General features: G+C 53.3%; 18 protein-coding genes and 1 pseudogene. 16 read left to right on the top strand and 3 right to left on the bottom strand.

Going from position 1 to position 20,218, the window contains the following annotated elements; all coding sequences use genetic code 11:
• Positions 1 to 31: 31 nt before the first annotated feature.
• The 3 genes and pseudogenes from NSS64_RS13620 to NSS64_RS13610 all read left to right on the top strand — a co-directional run.
• A pseudogene (locus NSS64_RS13620) lies at positions 32 to 700 on the top strand (ABC transporter ATP-binding protein); the annotation flags it as partial.
• Positions 701 to 960: 260 nt separating this feature from the next.
• On the top strand, positions 961 to 2,352 hold the full coding sequence (locus NSS64_RS13615; RefSeq protein ID WP_341140461.1) for an ABC transporter permease: 1,392 nt from the start codon (positions 961 to 963) through the stop codon (positions 2,350 to 2,352).
• 27 nt (positions 2,353 to 2,379) lie between these two features.
• The gene (locus NSS64_RS13610; RefSeq protein ID WP_076077973.1) at positions 2,380 to 3,480 is read left to right on the top strand and encodes an efflux RND transporter periplasmic adaptor subunit; all 1,101 of its coding nucleotides are present in this window, start codon (positions 2,380 to 2,382) and stop codon (positions 3,478 to 3,480) included.
• Between the two features lie 132 nt (positions 3,481 to 3,612).
• Here the strand turns inward: NSS64_RS13610 and nagZ are convergent, their stop codons facing one another.
• The gene (gene nagZ / locus NSS64_RS13605) at positions 3,613 to 4,959 is read right to left on the bottom strand and encodes a beta-N-acetylhexosaminidase (protein WP_341140460.1); all 1,347 of its coding nucleotides are present in this window, start codon (positions 4,957 to 4,959) and stop codon (positions 3,613 to 3,615) included.
• A 115-nt stretch (positions 4,960 to 5,074) separates the two neighbouring features.
• Here nagZ and NSS64_RS13600 point away from each other — a divergent pair, with 115 nt between their 5' ends.
• The 12 genes from NSS64_RS13600 to NSS64_RS13545 all read left to right on the top strand — a co-directional run bounded on the left by NSS64_RS13600 (position 5,075) and on the right by NSS64_RS13545 (position 16,778).
• A complete protein-coding gene (locus NSS64_RS13600; RefSeq protein WP_036728710.1) occupies positions 5,075 to 5,578 on the top strand; it encodes a ferritin in 504 nt (167 codons plus the stop codon).
• A 321-nt stretch (positions 5,579 to 5,899) separates the two neighbouring features.
• A complete protein-coding gene (locus tag NSS64_RS13595; protein WP_341140459.1) occupies positions 5,900 to 6,763 on the top strand; it encodes a cation diffusion facilitator family transporter in 864 nt (287 codons plus the stop codon).
• A 405-nt stretch (positions 6,764 to 7,168) separates the two neighbouring features.
• Positions 7,169 to 8,074: an NUDIX hydrolase gene (locus tag NSS64_RS13590; RefSeq protein WP_340992785.1), complete on the top strand. Its 906-nt coding sequence runs from the start codon at positions 7,169 to 7,171 to the stop codon at positions 8,072 to 8,074.
• 126 nt (positions 8,075 to 8,200) lie between these two features.
• Positions 8,201 to 8,614 (top strand): bacteriohemerythrin, encoded by a 414-nt coding sequence (locus tag NSS64_RS13585; protein ID WP_340940989.1) that lies wholly within the window; start codon positions 8,201 to 8,203, stop codon positions 8,612 to 8,614.
• A 401-nt stretch (positions 8,615 to 9,015) separates the two neighbouring features.
• Complete coding sequence (locus NSS64_RS13580) at positions 9,016 to 9,681, top strand: HIT domain-containing protein (RefSeq protein ID WP_341140458.1); 666 nt, start codon at positions 9,016 to 9,018, stop codon at positions 9,679 to 9,681.
• 239 nt (positions 9,682 to 9,920) lie between these two features.
• Entirely contained in the window at positions 9,921 to 11,111 is a 1,191-nt protein-coding gene (locus NSS64_RS13575) for a metallophosphoesterase (RefSeq protein WP_341142811.1), read from the top strand.
• Positions 11,112 to 11,282: 171 nt separating this feature from the next.
• Positions 11,283 to 11,729, top strand: coding sequence for a MarR family winged helix-turn-helix transcriptional regulator (locus NSS64_RS13570; RefSeq protein WP_341140457.1), 447 nt, complete (start codon positions 11,283 to 11,285; stop codon positions 11,727 to 11,729).
• A gap of 123 nt (positions 11,730 to 11,852) precedes the next feature.
• Positions 11,853 to 12,671 carry an SDR family oxidoreductase gene (locus NSS64_RS13565; RefSeq protein ID WP_341140456.1) on the top strand — a complete coding sequence of 273 codons (819 nt, stop codon included), beginning with the start codon at positions 11,853 to 11,855 and terminating at the stop codon, positions 12,669 to 12,671.
• Between the two features lie 37 nt (positions 12,672 to 12,708).
• Complete coding sequence (locus tag NSS64_RS13560) at positions 12,709 to 13,386, top strand: response regulator transcription factor (protein WP_339256491.1); 678 nt, start codon at positions 12,709 to 12,711, stop codon at positions 13,384 to 13,386.
• Positions 13,383 to 14,774 (top strand): sensor histidine kinase, encoded by a 1,392-nt coding sequence (locus tag NSS64_RS13555; protein ID WP_341140455.1) that lies wholly within the window; start codon positions 13,383 to 13,385, stop codon positions 14,772 to 14,774. Before NSS64_RS13560 ends, NSS64_RS13555 begins: the two co-directional genes overlap by 4 nt.
• A gap of 205 nt (positions 14,775 to 14,979) precedes the next feature.
• Positions 14,980 to 16,104: an ABC transporter permease gene (locus NSS64_RS13550; RefSeq protein WP_341140454.1), complete on the top strand. Its 1,125-nt coding sequence runs from the start codon at positions 14,980 to 14,982 to the stop codon at positions 16,102 to 16,104.
• Positions 16,101 to 16,778, top strand: coding sequence for an ABC transporter ATP-binding protein (locus NSS64_RS13545; protein ID WP_341140453.1), 678 nt, complete (start codon positions 16,101 to 16,103; stop codon positions 16,776 to 16,778). Before NSS64_RS13550 ends, NSS64_RS13545 begins: the two co-directional genes overlap by 4 nt.
• A 151-nt stretch (positions 16,779 to 16,929) precedes the next feature.
• Here NSS64_RS13545 and NSS64_RS13540 read toward each other — a convergent pair whose 3' ends face one another.
• Positions 16,930 to 17,784: an SDR family oxidoreductase gene (locus NSS64_RS13540; protein WP_341140452.1), complete on the bottom strand. Its 855-nt coding sequence runs from the start codon at positions 17,782 to 17,784 to the stop codon at positions 16,930 to 16,932.
• A 48-nt stretch (positions 17,785 to 17,832) separates the two neighbouring features.
• Positions 17,833 to 18,525: a GntR family transcriptional regulator gene (locus NSS64_RS13535; RefSeq protein WP_340940979.1), complete on the bottom strand. Its 693-nt coding sequence runs from the start codon at positions 18,523 to 18,525 to the stop codon at positions 17,833 to 17,835.
• Between the two features lie 155 nt (positions 18,526 to 18,680).
• On the opposite strand from NSS64_RS13535, the gene uxaC reads away from it, so the two are divergent.
• On the top strand, positions 18,681 to 20,090 hold the full coding sequence (uxaC, locus tag NSS64_RS13530; protein WP_341140451.1) for a glucuronate isomerase: 1,410 nt from the start codon (positions 18,681 to 18,683) through the stop codon (positions 20,088 to 20,090).
• Positions 20,091 to 20,218: the final 128 nt, after the last annotated feature.

The raw sequence follows: 20,218 nt of genomic DNA, 5'->3' as shown, positions 1-20,218 counted from the left end.
ATTCTTATATTTAAAAAAAGGAGCAGCTTCCATGTTGCGTGTTGAAGATATTACGCATTCGTACAAAAGCGGTAATGAATGGACCTCCGTTCTTCATAAAATCAATTTTGCCGTCAAAAAAGGAGAAATGGTTGCCCTGCTGGGCAGTTCAGGTTCCGGGAAGTCCACGCTTCTCAACCTGATGGCCGGCTTGATGAAGCCCACGGAAGGTCATATCTACATTGCTGATCAGGACATTGTGAAGATGGGCGAGAATAAGCTGGCCGAGTTCCGCCGCAAGAATATCGGATTTATCTTTCAGGCATATGAGCTGATTACCAGCCTGACGGTCCGCGAGAACGTGGAGCTGCCGCTGGTCTTCCAGTCAGTCTCTCCCAGGGCCCGCAAGGCCAAGGCGCTGGCGCTGCTGGAGCAGGTGGGAATCCCCGACAAGGCGGATCTCTTCCCCTCGCAGCTCTCCGGAGGCCAGCAGCAGCGGGTCAGTATCGCCCGGTCGCTGATCACAGAGCCGTCGGTCATCTTCGCCGATGAACCGACGGGGAATCTGGATTCCAAGACCGAGGAGGAGATTATCAGCATTCTGCTGAACCTGAACCGGACGATGAAGACGACTTTTATTGTCGTTACTCATGAATACAAGGTGGCTGAACAAATGCAGCGGATTTTCACGCTTAAGGACGGCTTCCTGGTCACTGAATCGCAGACAAAACCGCAAGCAGATACAGCACCGCAAATAGAACCGCAGCTTGAGACGCAGACAGAAGTAGAGGTTGAAGAGCAAATCGCTGAGGAAGCTGAACCGCAGACCATGGTAGAGGTTGAAGAACAATTAGCTGCAGGAGCTGAACAGGAAGCTGTAGAGCCAGTACCGCAGACAGCAGGAGCGGATGAAGATCCGCCGGCTGAGGAACCTGAACACCAGACCGCTGAGGAAGCTGATCCTGCAGAGGGAGGGAAGCCGTGAAGATCAGAGACATTTCACGGATGGCCTGGGAACAGGTCAAACGGCGTAAGGTGGTTACAGGTCTATGTATGACCGGGATATCCATCGGCTGCGCAGCAATTATCGTGGCTTTGAGCGTAGGCCAATCTGCACAGGTCTATGTAACGGAACAAGTTAATGCCAACTTCAAAATGGATGAGATTACAGTCTCGCCCGGCGGAGGACTTCCAACGAACGGGAAGAACGGAGGCGGGGGCGGCGGATCGGGTGAGGTGAATGAGAACCTCGACCCCGGCAAGCTGACCGATCAGAAGCTGAAGATCATCCAGGGGCTGAATCATGTGAAGGCGGCTTCACCTTTTCATCAAGCAGGATATCTGCAGATGGTAACCATAGACAACAAGATCTCCGATGTTCAGGTCGTTGTCGCCGATTTACAGAAGCTGACGGCGTACGACCACAAGTTCAAGCAGGGAGGGGCGAATGGCCAGCTCGGATCCATTGTGCTCAATCACGGGGCTACACTGGGCCTGATTGACCTGGAGACCCGGCAGAAGCTGTTCGATCAGATGAGTGCGGATCCGTTCAACCAGGAGCTGTACCAGCAATATGACAAAATGGCCACTGTGCCAACTGAATTGTACCGCAAGCAGGTTCAGATTCAGGCGCAGGACTACAGCTCTACATCCCCGGTGTTCAAGCTTAGCTCACCCCTGCAGATCTCCGGAATTCTGGCGCTTCCCAAGGGGATGGATGAAATGCGGTCATCCTATGAGAAGATTATGTATGTGTCTCCCGAGACCGCACAGCAGCTCTCCAAGGAGCTTGCGTTCGATAATTCCACCACCAGTGTGCTAACTCTCCCGCCGGAGGGCAGCTACAACTCGATTACAGTCAAGGTGGACGATGTGGCGAACATCAAGCCGGTGGAGCAGATGATTCAGAAGCTGTCCCTGAACGCTCAAGACAATCTGTTCCAGCAGGAGATGCTGAAGGAGCAATTCGATATGATCAAAATGGCGGCTCTCGGCATCGGGGTATTCATCCTGATCATCGCTTCCATCTCCATCATAGTGGCCATGACCATGTCCACCCATCAGCGGCGTCGCCAGATCGGGATTATGAAGGTCCTGGGGGCTAACATGGGGCAGATCCGTAACATGTTCATTACCGAAGCTGCGCTTCTGGGGCTGCTCGGGGGCATGCTGGGTGTTGCATTCTCCTATCTCATTGTGATGGGGCTCAACAAGCTGGTAGGCAGTGCAGGGGACGGGATGAATTTCTTCATTCCGGCGATGAATCTGCCAGTCGGCATCTCCTTTGCCATTATGACGGGTGTACTGTCGGGGATATATCCGGCGATCAGTGCCTCCAGAACCGATGCATTAACCGCTATTAAACGAGACTAACCCTAAGCTAGAAAGGAAGCCGAAACGATGAAGAGGACTCTAAAGAAGAGCCTGAAATGGATCATAATCTTAGGTATCATCGGAACTGCCGGTTATTTCGGATATACCAAATTCTTCAAGGCAGATGAGACCGCTGATCTCCCGCCTGAACCGATGCAGGTGATCAGCTTCCCGGTAACGGAAGAGACGTTAACCAGCTCCGTACAGATCAAAGGCAGATCGCAATACCAGAAGGAGACGCTGGTCTATGCCCCCTTTGCCTCCAAGGTTACGGCCTGGAAGGTGGAGAACGGGGCCCAGGTGAAGAAGGGCCAGGTGCTCTTCACCCTGGATCAGAGCACACTCCGTAATGAGATTGCCACGGCTGAGGCAGCCGCCCGCAAGGCGAAGCTGGAAGGGGAGCTGAATGCTTTTGTCGCGCAGCAGGAGGATGATTCCTCGGCCCCGGCCGGTACAGAAGCGGAACGGCTGAAGGCCCTGGCTGCCCAGGAAACCGCCCGTCTGAGCGATGAGCTGAACCAGGTGAATGCCGAGATTCAAGCCAAAGAGCTTACGGAGAAGAAGGCGAAGCTGAACACTGCGGTATACCATGCTCCGGAGAACGGCATCTTCCTCTTCGACAGTAGTACGGAACGGCCGCAGACCGTCACCGACAATCAGTACATCGGTAAGATTGTGGACACAAACAAAGTAGAATTCATAGCACAGGTCGGGGAGCAGGATATCTTCCGCATCAAAAAGGGCATGAAGGTGAAGGTGAAGATGACCGCCGTAAAAGATCTGGTCCTGGACGGAGAGGTAACCGGAGTGGCCAAGTTCGCCACGACGACCACCGGACAGAACACAGCCGGCCAGCTTCCGCAATTCGAGGTGGTGATCTCCATGCAGCCGGACGAGCATTTGATGGGCGGCCTTAGCCTGAGCGGAGATGTCGAGACCTCGCGCAAAGAGAAGGCGGTAGTTGTATCCAATATCGCCGTCATCCGTGAAGGAGATCTGGCCTTCGTAATGGTGGACAAAGGAAACGGCCAATACGAACGCAAGGAGATCAAGACTGGAATGGAGACGACCGATAAAACAGAGGTGCTCTCGGGACTTAAGGCAGGAGACACCGTAGTTCTGCAATAGATAGCAATAGTTGACAGCATTTGAAAGCCCCAGACCCGGGTCATAACCGGATTTGGGGCTTTTCTGCGGATTGTAGCCTGTGTGTGGGGCGGCAGTTGGATTTTGTCCACTTGTTGCTGAACGATTGGACCATTATTTCTTCTGCATAAACGGTTTACGCCAAGTCTGGATGTCGCTGTTCAGGCCAGTAAGATCAGGCAAGGGCATTGCTTCGTCCGTTAATTGATACTTGGCTTTCAATGCCAGAATACGGTAGACACTCTCGTCAATCCGTGCTTCGGAGATGCTGCCGTTCTTGACGCTGTCCAGCAATGCGGCGCGTACGGCTTGTTCGTTCTTGTATTCATGGGCGACCAGCAGGATATCGCTCCCGGCCAAGACGGATTCTACTGCCGCAGCTGGAAGGCTATAATTCTTAATGATTGCGCCCATGGTCATGTCATCCGTAATGACTACCCCTTCGTATCCCATCAATCCGCGGAGCTGCTGGCCGATAATCACTTGGGACAGGGAGGCGGGCTTGTCCGGGTCGAGCTTCGGATATAGAATATGGGCCACCATTACAGCATCGGCCTTCTCCCGGATCGCTGCCTGGAATGGGAGCCATTCCAGTTCTGCCAGTTGGGCCTCTGTCTTGTTGATGACCGGCAGCTCCAGATGTGAGTCTACTGAGGTATCGCCATGGCCCGGATAATGCTTGACCACGGGAATGACGCCTTCACGCTCGAGCCCCTGCATCTCGGCAATACCGAGCCGGGTGACCAGCTCTGCGCTGCTGCCGAAGGAACGGTTACCAATCACCGGATTATCCGGGTTGCTGTTGATGTCCAGCACCGGCGCGAAGTCCATATTGAAGCCGGAGGATTTCACCGCCCGGGCAAGCAGTTCGCCCATTGTTCCGGCAGCAGCGGCATCATCTCCGCTGCCGACAGCAGCATTCGATGGGAAGGTGGCGTAGTCATCAGGCAGACGGCTAACCTTGCCGCCTTCCTGATCGACACTCATGAACAGCGGTGCGGGATTCCCTGCATTGCTCTGCTTCAGGGCGTTGGTCAGCTGCACCAGCTCCTTGAGGCTGCCGACATTATTAGAATACAGAATGATTCCGCCGACCTTATCTTCGGCAATCATCTTGCGTGCTTCAGCTCCTGCCGCCTTGCCTTGGATGCCGACCAGCAGCATCTGCCCGATCTTCTCCTCCAGAGTCATTCCGGCGAGCTTCCGGGAGACCGGGTCAGGAGTGGCTGAAGCCTCTGATGACGGTGTCACTGGGGCTTCGGTTGCCACAGGCACTGGCGTCTGTGCGGCAGCCGGAGAGGCTGACACCGCTGCCGGAGGAGAGCCTTCGTTTGCCTGTTGTGCGGCATTCCCATTCCCCTCACAGCCGCTTGCCAGCAGCAGGCAGGCGGAGGCGGCAAGCAGGAGGAGAGCGCGGCGGGGTGGAGTATTGTTTATTTTTTGACGGCTGAACCATTTCATAGGGGGAATCTTCCTTTCGATTGCGGTTTGGCGGATAGGGATGATAGAATGAACAAGACATTACATATGATCTGCTTCAAGCATAATCAATACTATAGGATGAGGTGACCTGTCAATGAAAGAGCAATTAATGAACACGCTTAATGAACAAATGAATTTCGAATTCTATTCTGCTCATGTCTATCTTGCGATGGCTGCGTATTGTTCCGGTGAGAGCCTGGACGGATTCGCCAATTTCTTTCTGGTGCAGGCTGAAGAAGAACGGTTCCATGCGATGAAGATCTACAAATTCCTGAATGACCGGGACTACCGGGCCACCCTTGCGGCGATGCCTGAACCGAACAATGAGTATAGCTCCATGCTGGATGCGTTCGAGCATGCCTTCGCCCATGAGCAGCAGAATACGAAGAAATTCTATCATCTGGCGGATTTGGCCCTGGATGAACGGGAGCATGCGACCATCTATTTCCTGAAATGGTTCATTGACGAGCAGGTGGAAGAAGAGGCACTCTTCAGCAACATTATCGCCAAGCTCAAACGGATCGAAACCGACAGCAATGCCTTCTATATGCTGGATGCAGAATTTGCAGGACGTTCATTTACACCGCCAGCGGAATAGAGGACAGCTAGAGTAACCAATCATACGCAAGCTTAGCGGCATTCTCCTGAAGAGGGGAAGCCGCTTGTTTGTGTGCGCCGACCTTGGGTCTCCATATACTTAGACTACGTTTTGCGAGAAAAGTTACACGGCCTGTCAGCAGCAGATAGGCTGCAATGTTGAACAAGGGCAAAGAATGTAGGGAGCCGCAACTTACTTCCGGGTTGCCAACTCTATTTAGCGGGGTTAACTCTTACGCTGTCCGGCAACACTGTTTCTCTAGACCCACCCGTAAGTCAGCGTGTAGTATGGAACAATACTAATCTTTGGAGGTCCTTTTTCTTGGAAAATTACAGCGATATCAAACAAAGTGAAAAAGGAGCATGGCTAAGTCTTTTAGCATACATACTCTTATCTGCCGTCAAATTATTCATAGGAACGGTGTCAGGCTCTCAGGCACTCCTGGCTGACGGGCTGAATAACAGCACCGACATTATTGCTTCCCTGGCCATTCTGACCGGACTTCGGATTTCCCGCAGACCCCCGGATTCGAACCATGGCTATGGTCATTTCAGAGCAGAGACAGTTGCCGCACTGGTCGCCTCTTTTATCATGATTGCTGTAGGCTTTCAAGTGCTCTATCAGGGTGTGAACAAATTCATTCAGCCTGCGCTGGAGACCCCTGATCTGATTGCCGCGTGGACGGCAGCTGGCTGTGCTGTGGTTATGATCGCAGTCTACCGTTACAACATCAGGCTTGCCCGTAACCTGAACAGCAATGCTATGCATGCAGTGGCGCAGGATAACCGTTCGGATGCACTGGTCAGCATGGGTGCCTTCGTCGGGATTATCGGCTCACAGTTCGGCATTCCCTGGTTAGATCCGCTCACAGCCACGATTGTCGGATTGCTGATCTGCAAGACGGCCTGGGATATTTTCCGCAAAGCTACACATGACCTCACCGACGGCTTCGATGCCGGTAAGCTTGAGCTGATGAAGCAGACGGTCGCGGAGATTGATGGCGTGGAGTCGATTAAGGATATCAAGGCCCGTATTCATGGCAATAATGTATTGGTGGATACCACAGTGCTGGTGGATTCCAATCTGAATGTGGTGCAGAGTCACGATATTACGGAGGAGATCGAAGATCAGCTTAAGGACCGTCATCAGGTCTCTACCGTACTTGTCCATATCGAACCGATGTGATCAACAGGTGTACAACAAGAATAGGTTACATGAATTGCCTTGCTTTCGGGTGGGGCGATTTTTTGTGTTAGATAAGGCGCACTAAAGAAATTAACGAAAAGCAAAAAGAAGCGGAGGGGAAATTTGGAACTGTAGGAGCGATAGCGATCGCCTTTGTCACCGGATTTCTACCACGAATAGTGGTTTAAATCAAGAAACCTGGGGACAACAGCGGCCGGAAGTCCAAATGTTCACCGCAGCGACGACCAAGCTTCGAGTTCAAACCTTGAGTACGTCTTATATAGATTGGGGAAAAACGTTCTTCGCCCTGGACCGGACTTGCCTGCATTCCATTAACATGTATATAATATCAATATGTTATTAACAAACGAATCTATTCACCGATTCAAGACAAGGAGAATATCCATGCCAAATCAACCGGTCAAAGGTTCTAACGGCTTAAGCGAGGAGCAATTCCTGCAGAATTATAATGCGGGCAGCTACGAACGTCCGTCTGTCACCGTCGATATGCTGATTTTCACCGTGATGGAGCAGGAGCAGAATAACTACCGCAAGCTGGCGGATAAGTCCTTGCAGCTCTTGCTGATTCAGCGCGGGGAGCATCCTTTTCTGGGACAATGGGCCTTGCCGGGAGGGTTCGTGGGGATCAGTGAGAGCGTAGAAGAAGCTGCCCGCCGGGAGCTGTACAGCGAGACTAATATCGATAATATCTACATGGAGCAGCTGTATACCTGGGGCGATGTGGACCGTGATCCGCGGATGCGGGTAATCAGCTGCTCCTACATGGCGCTCGTGGACCGCAAGGCTCTGGACGTACAGGCAGGGGATGATGCAGCCGCAGCTGCCTGGTTCGACGTTTCGTACCACATTCTGGAGACCCGCCGCGAGGTGCTGGAGCAGGACGTCCGCCAGGAGACACTGGTGGAGATTATACTGGAGAGTGAGCAGGAGAAGCTAAGCGGGGTGGTCAAGCTTACCGAGACGATTCAAGGGCATGTCCGGCAGGTCAGCCGTGAGATCGTGCGCAGCACGGGGTTTTCTTTTGACCATCTGCTCATGGTGCAGTATGCCATCGAACGTCTGCGCGGCAAGGCGGAATATACCGATATTATCTTCAATCTCATGCCGCCGTTGTTCACCTTGTCCGAGCTGCAGCGCGTGTATGAGATTATCCTCGGCAAAGAGCTGCTCGCCGCCGCCTTCCGCCGCAAAATCGCAGAGCGGGTCATTGAGACGGATCAGAGCACCCGGGATGCCGGACACCGTCCCTCGAAGCTGTACCGGTATAACCGGGAATGGAATTTATTTTGAGAACGCCCTTCTGTCCGGCAACGCCGCCTTGGCCTTGTGATGTTCTTAATAGAACTTTCATAGGGAAAAGCAGACAATTAGTTATATTTTGACTATTTGATTTATGGCAAAGGACAGGGTGAGCCTATGATTAGCTGGAAGGATTCGTATGATATCGGAGTAGAAAAGATTGATTGTCAGCACAGACAGCTGCTGGTGAAGCTGAATGATTTTTTTGAAGCCTGCAGCAACCAGCAGGGCAAAGAAAAAATCGAAGAAACGCTGAAGTTCCTCAAGGACTATACCGTGGAGCATTTCGGCAGTGAAGAGCAGCTGATGAAGGATATCAGCTTCCCGGAGCTGTCGGAACACCAGAAGACGCACGCTGAGTTCGTGCAGACGGTGCTGGAACTGGAGGAGACGATCAAGACCAAGGGCGTATCCGTATTATCCACAATCAAGCTGAACCGGACGCTGACAGACTGGCTGATCAATCATATTCACAAATGCGACAAGCTAATCGGTGAATGCATCGCGGCCAAGGGCAACCGGGCGGTCTAACTGAATGATCGGGAACAAGGAGATGCTGTAAGGCATTTCTTTTTTTATATTAGCTGCTTGGAGCGGATGCGCCGCGTAGGCCAAATGTAATCGAAAAACCGATCACAATTGGACTGGGTGCTCTACGTAAGCCAAATGTAATCGAAAAACCGATCACAATTGGACTGTAAGCTCTACGTAGGCCGAATGTAATCGAAAAACCGATTACAATTGGACTGTAAGCTCTACGTAAGCCGAATGTAATCGAAAAACCGATTACAATTGGACTTGGCACTCCGCGTAGGCCAAATGTAATCGAAAAACCGATCACATTTCTATAAGAGGTACCGAAATACTTCCATAAATCCTATTGCCTGTTGATAGTATCATAGTATCCAGTTTGTTAAGGGGGGAGGATCATCATGGATTGCCTGGGGTGCAGAATTGCGAACGGGCTTGAGCCTGACCTGAATATCGTCTATGAGAATGAATATATCACCTGTGTACTCGATATCGATCCCTTCAATGAAGGCCATACCCTGATTCTGCCGAAAAAGCACTATTGGGACGTCGATGAGATGGATGCGAAGACTGCACATACTGTCATGGAGGCTTCACAGAAGCTCTCTGCGCTGCTCAAATATTTGTACCAGCCGGACGGGATCAGAATCATTGCCGACGGCGGTAAATTCAACGATCTGACCCACTATCATATGCATGTGCTTCCCCGGTATGAGGGGGACGGGCTACTGTGGGGAGAACCGCTGCACCCGGACGGAGCAGGGGAACGGCTGGGCGAGACGAGACGGAGAATGGTAGAAGCGTTAGTAGAGAGAGAACCTATGCTGAAAAAAGCGATGGACACGCTAGAGCTTCTGAGCCAGGACGCCGCAGCGCGAATGGCTTATGATGCCCGGATGAAGGCGCTGAGCGATGAGCATTCCCGTATTGAAAGTGCTGAAGAAAAGGGTAGAGCGGAGTCAAGCAGAGAAATAGCTATCAGGCTTCTGGATCGCGGCATAGACCTGCAAACCATTTCCGAAGCCACCGGCTTATCGGTTGAAGACATTAAGGGACTGAGACAATAAGCAAAAGCGAAGGGTCTAATTCAGCTGGTTGCACACAGTTACACACTACTAACTACGTATCACTAATTTAAGCATTCCATGGACGGCAGCCGCAGGGCTGTCTTTCTTTTTTTGTCCAAGGGGAACTCAGGTTTATCACAGGTTGAGTGCACAGTTTATACCTGGTGAATACTTTGTGTTATGATTTGAAGTAGATAGGATAGAAACTTACTTTAAGGGAGTGGAATGAAGTGAAAAACATGCGGATGCTGGCCGGGGCTGCGGTGATGGTGCTGGTGCTTGGACTGGTGAATGTCTACATTGGATGGCATCTGTCCGTATTGCTCCAGGCATGGCTGCCGGGGATGAATACTGCTGCGTACTGGACTATCTTTCTTGTCATTTCCTTCTCTTACATGATTGGCCGGGTGCCGCTGCCGCAGGCGCTGAGACCGGTAGGCAGGTTGTTCAAAGTGATCGGCTCTTATTATCTGGCCTGTATGGAGTTCGCCGTGATCATGCTGCCGCTGACCGATCTGCTCTATGGTGTGCTGGCGCTCGCAGGCGCGAATCTCTCCGCATTCGTAACGGAAGCAGGGACTACATTGCTGGTATTGCTCGCAATCTTCCTGATCTGGGGATCACGCAATGCCTGGAGTACTGTGGTGCGGACCCACCGGCTTAAGGTGGACAAATCCATCGGAACCAGCGTTCCGCTGACGGTAGCTGTAGCCTCCGACCTGCATCTGGGCAACATTGTCGGCAACCGCCATCTGCGCAGAATGGTCAGGGAGATGAACGCGATGAACCCGGATATCATTCTGCTGGCTGGGGATGTGCTGGATGACAGCATTGAGCCTTTTCTCCGCAATGGGATGGAGCAGCAGCTGAAGCAGCTGAAGGCACGTTATGGGGTCTACGCTGTGCTGGGGAATCACGAATACTATGGCGGATCGATTGCGCAGTATACGCAGGTTATGCGGAGTGTTGGGATTCAGGTGTTACAGGATGAAGTGGTGGAGACTTCAGGAGTTTACGTGGTCGGGCGCAAAGACAAGACGGCTGAAGCTATGGAGGCCGGTGGACGGCTCAGCGTGGAGGCTCTGCTGGAGGGTCTTGACAGCAGCAAGCCGATTCTAATGATGGATCATCAGCCGACAGGCTTCGGGATCGCTTCACAGGCTGGAGTAGATGTGCTGCTGTCAGGACATACCCACCGGGGGCAGATTGCACCGAATCACTGGATTACCCGGCGCCTGTTCGAACTGGATTGGGGCTATCTGCTCAAAAACAAGCTGCATGTCATCGTCTCGTCGGGCTACGGAACCTGGGGACCGCCGATCCGGCTGGCCAGCCGCTCGGAGCTGATTAAGCTGGAACTTGTGCTGGATGGCAGCATGAGCTATGGTGAAGACAAGGTGTCAGCTGCGGCTAAGCCTGTTTTAATCTAATGTAATTCTGCATGTGGCTGTATCGTACCCTCTGCCTTCCTTAGGAAGGATAGGGGGTTTTTATTTGGCAACGGGGGAGTGGATTCGTTTCCTTTGACAATCCTGACGGAATCAGCTAATCTATCTATAGAAATAGTTAAGCTATTAACTAAATGGAGTTGACTACTGCCAATGGATGATTTACAAAGTTATGTGCTTGAGCTGCCGCTTGAAAATGAGGTTTTCTTCGCCTTGGTGGGAGCGACTGCCAGCACTGTGGCCGTCTCCGAGAAATACTGGCAGGCACAGGGGCTGAACGGGGCAAGAATCCGCGTACTGGTTGAGATTGCGAAGGATGGAGGGTCGATCCTGCCTTCGCTGCTTGCTGAGCGAATCGCGGTAACCAAAGCCAATATCAGCCTGCTGCTGACTCCGCTGGAGAAGGACGGCTATATTACACGGGCGGCTCACGCACAGGATGGCCGTAAAACAGTTATTTCGCTGACTGAAGCAGGTAAGCGTCTGCTGCTGGAACAGCTGCCGGGGAACCGGGAAGCAGTTGCAGCGGTAATGAACCGGCTGGATGAGCCAGAGCTACACCTGCTGCTGGAGCTGCTGAACAAGCTGAGCAGAGGATAGAGGGTCTGGAATGTTCCGCTTGCCGGGAGGCTGCCCGCAGACAGAGATTATATATAGCGGCTGGAATATGCCGGCGGGGATGTGAAGAAATCTGATTTCAATAAGGAAAGGATGTTATCGCCTATGACGACAATAATGATTACGGGAGCCAACGGGCAATTGGGAAGTCTGATTCTGGAGAATCTGCGCAGCCGCATCCCTGTAGGGCAGATTGTTGCCGGGGTCCGTAAGGTGGAGCAAGCTGCTCTATTCCGGGAGCAGGGAATTGAAGTCCGCAAGGTGGATTACGACTTGCCGGAATCCCTGGAGGAAGCGTTCCACGGGATTTCCCGGCTGCTGCTGATTTCCAGTTCGCATACGGATGATGATGTACGTCTCGCCCAGCATAAGCGGGTGATTGATGCAGCGAAGCAAAGCGGGGTCCGGCATCTGCTTTATACGGGTTTTGCTTTTCCGCAGCAGAGTGCTGATCGGAGTAAGCCCGGCAATGTGCACACAATGACGGAGCAGGCGATTATAGAGTCCGGGCTGGAATATACCTTTTTGCGCAATGCCCTTTATATTGATTTCGTAGGGGTGCTGGGGCTGAAGGAAGCGCTCTCCAGCGGAGAGTTGGTGACGGCGCCGGGCGGATGGAAGTTCAACTCGGTTGGCCGCCGGGACCTAGCTTTGGCTGCTGCTGCTGCACTTGTCGAAGAGGGCGCAGGCAGCCGGATCTATGAATTGACCGCTACGCACACCTGGGATTTCGCAGATCTGGCCGAAGTCCTGACAGAGGTTGCCGGTAAGCCGGTGGTGCACCGTCAGGATGAGGGAATTCAGCACTGGATCTATGCTTTTATGAGCCAGCTGGATACGGCTTCCACCTCCGGTGACCTGGAGCGGCTTATGGGCAGACCGGTCACCCCGCTGAGGGACAGCATTCTGCCTTTTATAGTATGATGACATGATCAGGCAAGCCGGAGGGAGCGTATGTAAGTTGAAAAAGATACTGGTAGCCGACGACGATGTTCATATCCGCACGCTGCTGCGGCATGTTCTTACCAGAGAAGGATATCAAGCGATAGAAGCCGGAGACGGGCTGGAAGCGGCGGCACGCATGAAGGAGCAGACGGTCGATCTGGCGGTGGTGGATGTGATGATGCCGCATATGGACGGATTGGAGCTGTGTGCATACATAAGGGAGAACTATGATATTCCCGTCATTCTGCTGACGGCCCGTCAGCAGCTCAGTGATAAGGAGCAGGGGTATCTGCACGGGACGGATGATTATGTGACCAAGCCTTTTGAACCGGAGGAGCTGATCTTTCGCATCAAGGCCTTGTTCCGCCGTTATTCCATCGCCTCAGATGATCGGATTCGCCTGAATTCGCTGGTGATCGACCGTAAGAATTACGAGATCAGTGACGGGACGGAGGTGCTGCTGCTGCCGGTGAAGGAGTTCGAGCTGCTGGCCCAGCTGGCCCAATATCCGGGACGCCTGTTCACGCGTGGTGAGCTGATTGAGCTGGTCTGGGGAGCGGACTACGAAGGGGATGAGCGGACGGTGGATGTGCATATCAAGCGCCTGCGTCAGCGGTTCAGCGAATACCAGAATGATTTTATCATCCGCACGGTCCGGGGAATTGGCTACAAAGTGGAAATGGTGAACTCATGAGATCGCTCTATGTACGGATGAGTATTATCTTCTGCTCGGTGATTATGATCAGCAGTGTGCTGGGATTTCTGGTCTCCAACCTCTATTACCAGTCCCAAATCAAGCCGAAGAATGACGCCAAGCTGACCCGGATGGCTATAGGTTTGCAGCAGTTCATCGAGGACCACCCGGATGCGGTGGAAGAGTATCTCCTGAGTACAGCTTCTTTGGGGTATAAGATGTATCTGGTCAATGCCGATGGAGAGGAACGCTTCTACGGCCTGCCTTTCCGCAAAAATGACCTCAAGGACGAGGCGCTGCGCAAGGTGCTGGACGGGGAGATCTACCATGGGGTGGGGAATTTCCCCGGCCAGCTGTTCGTGACAGGGTTCTTCGATAACCAGCTCAGCAATTCCATTGGGGTCCCGGTCCATATTAACGGGGAGACCTATGCCTTGTTCATGCGTCCGGATGCTCAGGTGCAGTTCGGGGAGCTGCGGATCTTTTTCGGCGTGCTGATCGTGGTTATTATTATGCTGAGTCTGGGGTTTGTGCTGATCAGCGCATTGCATGTGGTGAAACCGATCACCCGGCTGACCGAGGCCACGCTCCTAATCTCCAAGGGCCGCTACGACATTAAGCTGTACACCGCACGCCGCGACGAGATCGGTCAACTGGCTTCCCACTTCATGACGATGAGCCGCGAGCTGGAACGTACGAACCGGGCAAGACAGGAGTTTGTCGCCAATGTCTCGCATGAGATTGAGTCGCCGCTAACCTCTATTCAGGGCTTCGCCCATGCGTTACAGGATGGCACCCTGCCTGAAGCCCAGCGCCAAGAGTATCTGTCAATTATCGGCGATGAGAGCCGGCGGTTATCTATGCTCAGCACGCAGCTGCTCACCTTGTCCTCGCTGGATTATGACGAGCATGCCCTGCAGAAAAGAAGCTTTGATCTGCGCGCCCAGCTGCGCCAGGTGATTCAGATTATGGAATGGCATCTTACGGAGAAGGAGCTTGCGGTGCGGCTGCATGCCGGAGACATCACGCTTACGGGCGATTCCAATCTGCTCTATCAGGTATGGATGAATCTGGTGACGAATGCGGTCAAATACACCCCGGCGGGCGGGACCCTCAGTATCGCAGCCCATGTGGAGGGCCGGCAATGTATTGTAACGGTGACCGACAACGGGGCGGGCATTCCGGCAGAGCAGCTGCCGATGATCTTCGACCGGTTCTACAAGGTGGACCAGTCGCGCTCCCGTGAGCCAGGCAGCAGCGGGCTGGGGCTGGCCATCGCCCAAAAGATCGTTCAGGCGCATAGCGGAACCATCGAGGTAACGAGCATAGTAGGGGAGGGAACTACGTTCACTGTTACTCTGCCCTGCGACCCTAACGATATAGATTGATCTAAATATTTAGAGTTAAAGGAAAAGTGGCGGAGGGGAATTTTGGAACTGGAGGAGCGGTCGTAAGTCCAAAACTTCTCTGGAGTCACGGCATTCCCAAAACATAATACCGTTTAGTTCAATCTATATAGTGTAATTCTTTATTCATACTCCGTTCATCTTCACTCTCTAAACTGTGGATATACAGATTAGAGGGAGTGGTTATATGTTCTTGGCAATTCGGGAGATGAGGCACTCCAAAGCACGCTACAGTCTCATTATGGTGATTATGCTGCTGGTCTCGTTCCTGGTGCTGTTCGTCACCGGCCTGGCTAGAGGTCTTGCTTATGCCAATATTTCGGCGCTGAAAAATATGCCCGCCAATTACTTCGCCGTGCAGAGCGATGCGGATCATACCTTCAGGCGTTCACAGTTAACGGATACGGAGCTTGCGGCTGCCCGGTCAGTAGCCGGAGAGGCGAACGCGACTCCGCTGGGGGTACAGACCAGTACAATTACAGCTGCCGGTGCGGAGGTTAAGGCGGATATTACTTTTTTTGCCATAGATATGACGGGCATGCTGGCTCCTGAAGTAACGGAAGGCGCCGGATTCACCAATGAGGTTCAAGGCAGCGCGGTTGCAGACTCCAAGCTGGAACAGTCCGGCGTTACCATTGGCAGTACGATCCGTGATCAGGCTTCAGGCATGAGCTGGACGGTTACCGGCTTCGTGAAGGACAGCTCCTACAGCCATACTCCGGTGGTCTATATCAATCAGCTGGACTGGCAGGCGATGAAGCAAGGAACGGTTCAGGGAGGCGGCGGTTCAGGCAATGCCAATGCCCCATACAATGTTATCGCTCTGGATGTAACGGCGGATCAAGCTGCGCAGATTGCGGATCAGCAGCAGTCCATAGAGGTAATTACACAAAAGCAGGCGATCGCCAGTGTTCCCGGTTATTCCGCCGAGCAGAATTCTCTGCTGATGATGATTGTGTTCCTGTTCGTGATTGCTGCGGTAGTTCTTGCTGTATTCTTTTATGTCATTACGATCCAGAAGACCAGCCAATTCGGTATCCTGAAGGCGATGGGGACCAAGATGTCCTATCTGGCCTGGAGTGTAGTCGGTCAAGTAATGCTGCTGTCTGTCGCCAGTCTGGTGCTGGGCATTCTGCTTACGCTGGGGATGAATATGGGCCTGCCCGATTCGATGCCGTTTGAGCTGGACGGACAGACGATGGCGATGACCAGTCTGCTGTTCATAGGGATGTCCCTGCTGGGCTCGTTAATTTCGGTAGCAAGAGTAGCTAAGGTGGATGCCTTGGAAGCGATAGGGAGGACTGGAGCATGAGTACGAAATTAGTAATGAAGCAGGTAACCAAGACTTACGGGGATGGGGACGGGGCGATGACCGTACTGAACCATCTGGACCTTACGGTGAACGAAGGCGAATTCATAGCAGTACTGGGGCCATCCGGCTCCGGGAAAAGCACGTTTCTCTCCGCAGCCGGTGCGCTGCTTACGCCCACCAGCGGAGAGATCCTCCTCGACGGCGAATCGCTGCGTGACAAGGACAAGAGGGCATTGACGGAGCTAAGGCTGAAAAAAATCGGTTTCATGTTCCAAAGTGCGCAGCTGCTGCCGTTCCTGAAGGTAGAGGAGCAGTTGCTTTATGTAGCGAAGCTGGCTAAGCTCAGCCCGAAGGAAGCGAAGGTGCGTGCCGCCTATCTGCTGAAGCGTCTGGAGATCTGGGAGCGCCGCAATCATTATCCCGAACAGCTGTCCGGGGGCGAGAAGCAGCGGGTGGCGATTGCCCGGGCATGGATGAACAAGCCGGCCATTCTGTTCGCAGACGAGCCGACGGCTAGTCTGGATTACAGCCGTGGCCGGGAAGTGGTACGGATGATAGCCGACGAGGTGCGGAGCGAAGGCAAGGCTGCTGTAATGGTTACTCATGACGAACGGATGCTGGACTGGTGCGACCGGGTGCTGCATCTGGAGGACGGCGTGCTGGTTGAAGCTTAGGGGGAGAGATGACCCTGGCACTCTAAGCCCCACAAGCCTAGCTTATTCACCTTCGCGGTACTAATTGTATTCGTCCTTGTGGCTTCGCAGTTGAATAAAAACCTGAACCTTAGAAAACGAGGTTCAGGTTTTTGTTATTCAAGCTTCAGGCCTACACGCCCGAATAGGCCATGAAGCCGCCATCTACCGGCACAGTGATGCCGGTAATGAAGCCTGACATTTGCTCATCGGCCAGCCAGAGCAAGGTGCCGAGCAGATCCTCCGGTGTGCCGAAGCGGCGCATCGGGGTCTGGGAGATGATTTTGAGCGAACGTTCGGTCAGTTCATCGTTCGGGTCCTTCAGCAGCTGTTCATTCTGTGCGGTGACGAAGAAGCCGGGGGCGATGGCATTTACCCGTATGCCGGATTCAGCGAGATGCACCGCAAGCCACTGGGTGAAGTTGTTGATGCCTGCCTTGGCCGCGCTGTAAGCCGGAACCTTGGTGAGTGGCGATGCGGCGCTCATGGAGGAGATGTTGATCACCGCAGCTCCGGGGCGGCCGAGCATCTGCTTGGCGAAGATCTGGACTGGAATTAATGTTCCGGTCAGATTGAGGTCAAGGACCGTGCGGAAGCCGCTCACGGAGAGATCGAAGAAGGAGACGACATCGGGATTCTCCAGGTCTCCCGGTTCTAAGGTCTCCTTGGTGGTAATCGCCGAAGGCTGATTGCCCCCGGCCCCGTTGATTAACAAGTCGCACGGACCCCACTGCTTGCAGATCTCATCCGCTGCCTGCCGGACACTCCCGGCATCCATAACATCGCAGGCCAGGGCGAGGGATTGGCCGCCGCCGGAAATGATCTGTGCAGCCAGAGCCGCTCCCTTCGCCTCCGTACGGTTCAGGATAGCTACCTTCATGCCTTGACGGGCCAGCTCCAGCGCCATGGCGCTGCAGAGTGCTCCGGCTCCTCCGGTAATTACAGCGGTCTTGCCTGCCAGTGCAGGCTGTAATGCCAACTCGGACATAGTGATCCAACCCTTCTTGGTGAAAGTATGATCTTGCGGCAGGTTATATCAGTCTGCGGATCTTTGCTTATAATATTGCGGATATTTCTCCATCAGCATCTCCTGGTCGGCGATCGTCAGGGCCATATGCTCCTGCATAATCTGATCCCCTTGCTGAATATTATGCTGCTCAATGGCTTCATATAGACCATAATGCTGCCGGTACAGATGCTCCCAGTTGTGATCCGCCGTGAGCTTGAGCATCCGGCTGCGGTTCAGGTGAACCTTGATCTGCTGGATGACCTCCCAGGTATTCTTTTTATTGCAGCCCATGAAAATCACATGATGGAACTCTTCATCCAGCATGAACATTTCTTTATAATCCTGATCCTCGATGCAGAGCTTCTGCTTGTCCAGATTAGCCTTCAGATCGATAAGATTCCTGGCCTGGAAGGTGCTGCACGCTTCCCGGATAACCGCCCGCTCCAGATGCTCGCGCATGAAGCGGGCTTCTTCCACGAGCTCGGAATCAATCAGGGAGACCACCGTTCCCCGCTGAGGGTATACGGCAAGCAGGCCCTCCTGGGCCAGACGAACAAAGGCTTCCCGGACCGGAGTGCGGCTGACGTTGAACTTCAGCGAAATCTCCTTCTCCGAAATCCCGGTTCCGGGCGGCAGCTCCAGCAGCAGAATCTGATTCTTCAGTGAACGGTACACGATGTCCCTTGTGGAGAGTGCTTGTGTACCGATAGTGTATTCCATCGTGTAACCCTCCTGTTATCGATTAATGTAAGCACTACCATACTACCATACAAGTATGGTAGTATGGTAGTGCGAATGGGCATAAGCTCCTGCTGTCCGCTTAAGGACGGTATCCGTGGCCCACCAATATCACAGACGAGAGGCTGGAGAACAATATGAGTACCTCATCTTTTATTCATGACGACTGGCTGCTGTTAAGTCCAAGTGCACAGAGATTGTATCACGATTATGCCGCCGCAATGCCGATTTACGATTTCCACAGTCATCTGAATCCGCAGGAGATCAGCAGTAACCGCAGGTTCCGCAATATCGCCGATCTGGCCTTATCCGGGGATCATTACAAGTGGCGGGCACTCCGCTGGCTGGGCGTTGACGAACAGCTAATTACCGGGAATGCGCCGGACAAGGACAAATTCATGGTCTGGGCGCGATCCCTGCCTGAGATGGTGGGCAATCCGCTCTACCACTGGACCCACCTGGAGTTGAAGCGCTACTTCGGGATCGACGAGCTGCTCTCCGGGGAGACTGCGGACAGTGTGTGGGAACGCTGCAATGAGCAGCTTCAGGGAGATGAACTGACTACGCAGGGGATTCTCAAAAAGCTCAATGTCAATGTAGTCTGCACAACCGATGATCCTATTGATTCACTGGAGCATCACATCCAGATTAAGAAGGATCATGTGCTTGAGACGGTGGTTGCTCCGACCTTCAGACCGGACCGGGTGCTGAATATCCGTGATGAAGGGTTCACCGGATACGTGAGCCTGCTTGGTGAGGCGAGCGGTCTTGAAATCCACGATTACTCCGGGTTCCTCGAGGCTGTGACAGCGCGGATTGATTATTTCCATCAGCATGGCTGCCGGCTGTCGGATCAGGCGTTCGGCGAGCTGCCGCATGCCCAGTCTACAGAGCATGAAGCGGCCTACATCTTTGCCCGGGCCTTCAAAGGGGAGGAGATCAGCCCGCAGGAGGAACAGAAATTCCAGAGCCATACGCTGATCAAATTAGGCCGGCTCTATCATGAGCGGGGCTGGAGCATGCAGCTGCATATCGGAGCGCTGCGCAACAACAATGCACGGATGTTTAGTAGAATCGGCAAGGATAGCGGCTTCGATTCTATTCTGGATTTCAATATGGCCCGCAGTCTCAATGCGCTGCTGAATGAGCTGGATGCCAGCGGTCAGCTGCCGAAGACCATCGTCTACACGCTGAACCCTTCACAGTATGAGATGATTGCCACCGCGATCGGCAATTTCCAGGGGGACGGTATCAAGGGCAAGGTGCAGATGGGCTCCGGCTGGTGGTTCCATGATCAGAAGGAGGGCATGCTGCAGCAGCTGAAGGCGCTCGCAAGCATCGGGCTGATCAGCCCTTTTGTCGGCATGCTGACTGACTCCAGAAGCTTCCTCTCCTTCACGCGTCATGAATACTTCCGGCGCATTCTCTGTAACCTGTTCGGCACGTGGATGGAAGAGGGGGACCTGCCGCGAGATTATGCCTTGATCGGCCGGACAATTGAGAATATATGCTACAACAATGCGGATGCGTATTTCGGGATCAAGTAGAGCGCAGGAGCGCGGCATACCATCCATCGATTGACACAGCGTTAAAAAATCAGCAGGTCTCTTAGAGAGGCGTGCTGATTTTTTAATTGTTAAGGAATTATGTCTTTCAAGGCACAACAGCAGCATGA

Origin of the sequence: Paenibacillus sp. FSL H8-0122, from assembly GCF_038005345.1 — a bacterium.
In the GTDB taxonomy this organism is placed as follows: domain Bacteria; phylum Bacillota; class Bacilli; order Paenibacillales; family Paenibacillaceae; genus Paenibacillus_AQ.
The sequence above is the reverse complement of the archived record's forward strand: the minus strand, read 5'-3'. Positions and strand labels throughout refer to the sequence as shown.

Excerpts from the sequence above, each read along its gene's own strand:
- NSS64_RS13575 (WP_341142811.1), top strand. The coding sequence starts at position 9,921 with ATGCGGATGCTGGCCGGGGCTGCGGTGATGGTGCTGGTGCTTGGACTG.
- NSS64_RS13610 (WP_076077973.1), top strand. The coding sequence starts at position 2,380 with ATGAAGAGGACTCTAAAGAAGAGCCTGAAATGGATCATAATCTTAGGT.
- NSS64_RS13600 (WP_036728710.1), top strand. The coding sequence starts at position 5,075 with ATGAAAGAGCAATTAATGAACACGCTTAATGAACAAATGAATTTCGAA.
- NSS64_RS13540 (WP_341140452.1), bottom strand. The coding sequence starts at position 17,784 with ATGTCCGAGTTGGCATTACAGCCTGCACTGGCAGGCAAGACCGCTGTA.
- uxaC (WP_341140451.1), top strand. The coding sequence starts at position 18,681 with ATGAGTACCTCATCTTTTATTCATGACGACTGGCTGCTGTTAAGTCCA.
- NSS64_RS13535 (WP_340940979.1), bottom strand. The coding sequence starts at position 18,525 with ATGGAATACACTATCGGTACACAAGCACTCTCCACAAGGGACATCGTG.
- NSS64_RS13580 (WP_341140458.1), top strand. The coding sequence starts at position 9,016 with ATGGATTGCCTGGGGTGCAGAATTGCGAACGGGCTTGAGCCTGACCTG.
- nagZ (WP_341140460.1), bottom strand. The coding sequence starts at position 4,959 with ATGAAATGGTTCAGCCGTCAAAAAATAAACAATACTCCACCCCGCCGC.
- NSS64_RS13590 (WP_340992785.1), top strand. The coding sequence starts at position 7,169 with ATGCCAAATCAACCGGTCAAAGGTTCTAACGGCTTAAGCGAGGAGCAA.
- NSS64_RS13555 (WP_341140455.1), top strand. The coding sequence starts at position 13,383 with ATGAGATCGCTCTATGTACGGATGAGTATTATCTTCTGCTCGGTGATT.
- NSS64_RS13545 (WP_341140453.1), top strand. The coding sequence starts at position 16,101 with ATGAGTACGAAATTAGTAATGAAGCAGGTAACCAAGACTTACGGGGAT.
- NSS64_RS13565 (WP_341140456.1), top strand. The coding sequence starts at position 11,853 with ATGACGACAATAATGATTACGGGAGCCAACGGGCAATTGGGAAGTCTG.
- NSS64_RS13570 (WP_341140457.1), top strand. The coding sequence starts at position 11,283 with ATGGATGATTTACAAAGTTATGTGCTTGAGCTGCCGCTTGAAAATGAG.
- NSS64_RS13585 (WP_340940989.1), top strand. The coding sequence starts at position 8,201 with ATGATTAGCTGGAAGGATTCGTATGATATCGGAGTAGAAAAGATTGAT.
- NSS64_RS13550 (WP_341140454.1), top strand. The coding sequence starts at position 14,980 with ATGTTCTTGGCAATTCGGGAGATGAGGCACTCCAAAGCACGCTACAGT.